The following is a 3796-nucleotide window of genomic DNA, read 5'->3' as shown; positions in this document are numbered from 1 at the left end:
GGCGGGGGCGCGGCACGTCGAGCTGGGCGCGCGGGTCAGTGGGCCGCGCTCAGCAGGGGCGCGACACGGGCGCGCACGGCTGCCGCGAGCTCGTCAGCGGGCCGCGTCGCGTCGAGCACGAGGAATCGCGCCGGCTCGGCTGCGGCGAGCTGGAGGAACGCCGCACGCACGCGCTCGTGGAACTCGTCGCGCTCGGCCTCGAGCCGGTCGAAGGGCTTGTCGTCGGCGTCCAGGCGCGCCCGCGCGCGCGACGGATCGAGGTCGAGCAGCACCGTGACATCGGGCAGCACCCCGCCGGTCGCCCACAGCGACAGCTCGCGCACCTCGCCTGGGTCGAGCACGCGCCCCGCCCCCTGGTAGGCCACCGACGAGTCGAGGTAGCGGTCTTGGACCACGACTTCGCCGCGATCGAGCGCGGGCCCCACCACGGTCTCGATGTGGTGCGCGCGGTCGGCCGCGTAGAGCAGGGCCTCGGCGCGCGGGGCGATGTCGCCGCGGTGGTGCAGCACGATGTCGCGCACGAGCCGGCCGACATCCGTTCCGCCCGGCTCGCGAGTGGTGACGACCGTGCGACCGGATGCCTCGAGCCAGTCGCGCAGCAGTGCCGCCTGCGTCGTCTTCCCCGAGCCGTCGCCGCCCTCGAGGGTCACCCAGAGGCCAGCGCGTTTCGTCTGGCCCGCGGCTCGCTCAACGACCATGAACGCTCACTCCCTCGCCTCGCTCGCGGGGCGACCGGTCGTCACTTCTTCTTCGCGGGCGCTCGCCGGGCGGGGGCGCGTCGCGCCCGCTTGGGCGCGGGGCCCTTCGCGCGCTTGTCCGCCAGCAGTTGCACCGCCCGCTCGAAGTCGACGTCGTCGGCGCTCTCGCCCCGCGGGATCGTGGCGTTGGTCTCGCCGTCGGTCACGTAGGGGCCGAAGCGGCCGTCCTTGAGCTTGATCGGCTTGCCGCTGGTCGGATCGGCGTCGAACTCCTTGAGCGCGCTGGATGCCCCGCGGGCTCCGTACTTCGGCTGCGCGTAGATCGCGAGCGCCTCCTCCAGGGTGAGGTCGAACAGCTGCTGCTCGCTCTGCAGCGTGCGCGAGTCGGCGCCCTTCTTCAAGTACGGCCCATAGCGGCCGTTCTGCGCGGTGATGGCCTCGCCCGACTCCGGGTCCGTGCCGACCACGCGGGGCAGGTCGAGCAAGCGCAACGCCGTCTCGAGGTCGACGGTGTCGACCGACATCGTCTTGAACAGAGAGGCCGTGCGCGGCTTGGGCGCGGCATCCTTCTTCGCCGTCTTCTTCTTGCGCCCTTCGACAGGCTCAGGGGACGGGACAGGCTCAGGGGCCGGGACGACCTCCCCTGTCGTCTCGTCGACGGTCTCGTCGACCGGCTCGACCTCTTGCACATAGGGGCCGAACCGTCCGTCCTTGACGATGACGAGCTTGCCGTTGGCAGGGTTCTCGCCCAAGACGCGGTCGCCGGCGACGGGCGCCTCGATGAGCTCGCGGGCGCGCTCGGCGGTCAGCTCGTCAGGTGCGAGGTCGTCGGGGACGTTGACGATGCGTGGCTTGGCGTCGGGGTGCTCGGGGTCGGCGACCTCGAGGTACGGGCCGTACCGGCCCAGCCGCAGCGCAACGCCGTCGACGATCGGCGTCGAGTTGATCACGCGCGCGTCGATCTCGCCGAGGTTCTCGACGATGTTGCGCAGGCCCACCTGATCGTCGGAGCCGAAGTAGAAGCCCTTCAGCCACTGCGCGCGCTGCTGCTCGCCGCGTGCGATCGCGTCGAGGTCGTCTTCGAGGGCGGCGGTGAAGTCGTAGTCGACGAGGTCGGAGAAGTGCTGCTCGAGCAGACGCACGACGCTGAACGCGAGCCAGCTGGGCACGAGCGCCTGTCCGCGCTTGGTGACGTAGCCGCGGGTGAGGATGACGTCGATGATGCTGGCGAACGTCGAGGGACGACCGATGCCCTTCTCTTCCAACGCCTTGACCAGGCTCGCTTCGGTGTAGCGCGGCTTGGGGCTCGTCGAGTGGCCTTTGGCCTCGACATCCCGCAAGCGCAGCACGTCGCCGACGGCGAGCGCCGGCAGCGACTGGTCGTCGGCCTTGTCAGCGTCACTGCGACGCTCGTCACGGCTCTCTTGGTACGCCTCCATGAAGCCGCGGAACGTGTAGACGGTGCCGGAGGCGGTGAGCTCGGCCTTGCGCCCGCCGGCGTCTGCCTCGAGTGTGACGGTCGTCGTCTCGTACTTCGCGTCGGACATCTGGCTGGCGATCGTGCGCTTCCAGATGAGGTCGTACAGCCGCAGCTCGTCGCGGTCGAGGGCGCCGGCGACGTGCGACGGCGTGCGGAAGCTGTCGCCCGACGGGCGGATCGCCTCGTGCGCCTCCTGCGCGTTCTTGCTCTTGCTGCGGTACACGCGCGGGTTCGGCGGCACGGCGCGGTCGCCGTAGAGGGAGACGGCCTGTGCGCGCGCGGCTTCCACCGCCTGCTTCGACAGCGCGACCGAGTCGGTGCGCATGTAGGTGATGTAGCCCTTCTCGTAGAGCCGCTGCGCGACGCTCATGGCGTGCTTCGCGCTCATCGAGAGCTTGCGCCCGGCCTCTTGCTGCATCGTCGAGGTAGTGAACGGGGGCTTCGGGCTGCGCGTGCCGGGCTTGGCCTCGATGCCGGTGACGGATGCCTGCCCGGCCGCCTCGATCGCCGCGCGCAGCTCGGCCGCCTGCGCCTCGTCGAGCACGAGCACGGCCTTGCGCAGCTCGCCGCGGTCGTTGAAGTCGGCGCCGCGCGCGAGCGGAGCGCCGTCGACGCGGGCGAGACGGGCAGTGAACCCTTCGGCGTGTTCTGCCGCGGGCGCGCCGGTGACCGCGAGGGCCTCGAGGTCCCAGTACGACGCCGAGACGAACGCCATTCGCTCGCGCTCGCGGTCAACGACCATGCGAGTGGCGGCGGACTGCACACGCCCGGCGGATGTGCCCTGCTGCACTTTCATCCACAGCACGGGCGAGACATCCCACCCGTACAGGCGGTCGAGGATGCGGCGGGTCTCCTGCGCGTCGACGAGGGCGTGGTCGAGCTCGCGGGTGTTGTCGACGGCGGCGCGGATCGCGTCTTTCGTGATCTCGTGGAACACCATGCGGCGCACCGGCACCTTGGGCTTGAGCGTCTCGAGCAGGTGCCACGCGATGGCCTCGCCCTCGCGGTCTTCATCTGTCGCGAGCAGGAGCTCGTCGGCGTTCTTGAGCGCGCGCTTGAGCTCGCTCACGGTCTTGCGGCCGCGCTCGCTCTCCACGTAGTAGGGGTCGAAGTCGTTCTCGATGTCGATGGAGTACTTCCCGTACGCCTTCTTCTTGTCGGCGGGGATGTCCTTCTTGTCGGCGAGGTCGCGGATGTGGCCGACCGAGCTGAGCACCTCGTAGCCGTCGCCGAGGTAGCCCTGGATCGACCGCATCTTGGTCGGCGACTCGACGATGACGAGCTTCTTGCCGCTCGAGGCTGGCTGGGGCACGGGGGCCTTCCTTTCTCCGATGCACACCATACACACCGCGCGCTGTGTGCCCGGTTCAGGCTGCGTCAGGGCGGCGGCGGGCCGGCGCGCGCGGCGGCCTCCGCTGACAGCGCCGCGAACGGCACGGCGACCCGCACGGTCGCGGTGAGCTCGTCGAGCGCGCAGCTCCGCAACGACGCCCCGTTGGCCTCGGCCACCGCTGCCGCCGCGCCGCACGGATCAGCCCCCGCCCCCGCCGTCGCACCCGACAGCGTGTCGGCGGCGGCCAGCGCGGCGGCGTCGGCGGCGGCAGCGGCCCGCTGCGAG

At 71.2% G+C, this 3796-nt stretch carries 3 protein-coding genes; all 3 read right to left on the bottom strand.

Features of this window, described 5'->3' with window-relative positions; all coding sequences use genetic code 11:
• Window positions 1–35: 35 nt before the first annotated feature.
• On the bottom strand, window positions 36–698 hold the full coding sequence (tmk, locus tag QM611_RS04190) for a dTMP kinase (RefSeq protein ID WP_415078647.1): 663 nt from the start codon (window positions 696–698) through the stop codon (window positions 36–38).
• Window positions 699–739: 41 nt separating this feature from the next.
• Complete coding sequence (gene topA, locus QM611_RS04185; RefSeq protein ID WP_415078648.1) at window positions 740–3520, bottom strand: type I DNA topoisomerase; 2781 nt, start codon at window positions 3518–3520, stop codon at window positions 740–742.
• 35 nt (window positions 3521–3555) lie between these two features.
• Window positions 3556–3796 (bottom strand): helicase (locus QM611_RS04180; protein WP_415078646.1); only part of this gene is annotated, 241 nt, incomplete at its 5' end.

Source organism: Microbacterium sp., assembly GCF_047606685.1.
GTDB lineage: Bacteria > Actinomycetota > Actinomycetes > Actinomycetales > Microbacteriaceae > Microbacterium.
This window is presented reverse-complemented; position numbering and strand designations above follow the sequence as displayed.

Coding starts and splice junctions, on each gene's coding strand:
- tmk (WP_415078647.1), bottom strand. CDS start 698: ATGGTCGTTGAGCGAGCCGCGGGCCAGACGAAACGCGCTGGCCTCTGG.
- topA (WP_415078648.1), bottom strand. CDS start 3,520: ATGGTGTGCATCGGAGAAAGGAAGGCCCCCGTGCCCCAGCCAGCCTCG.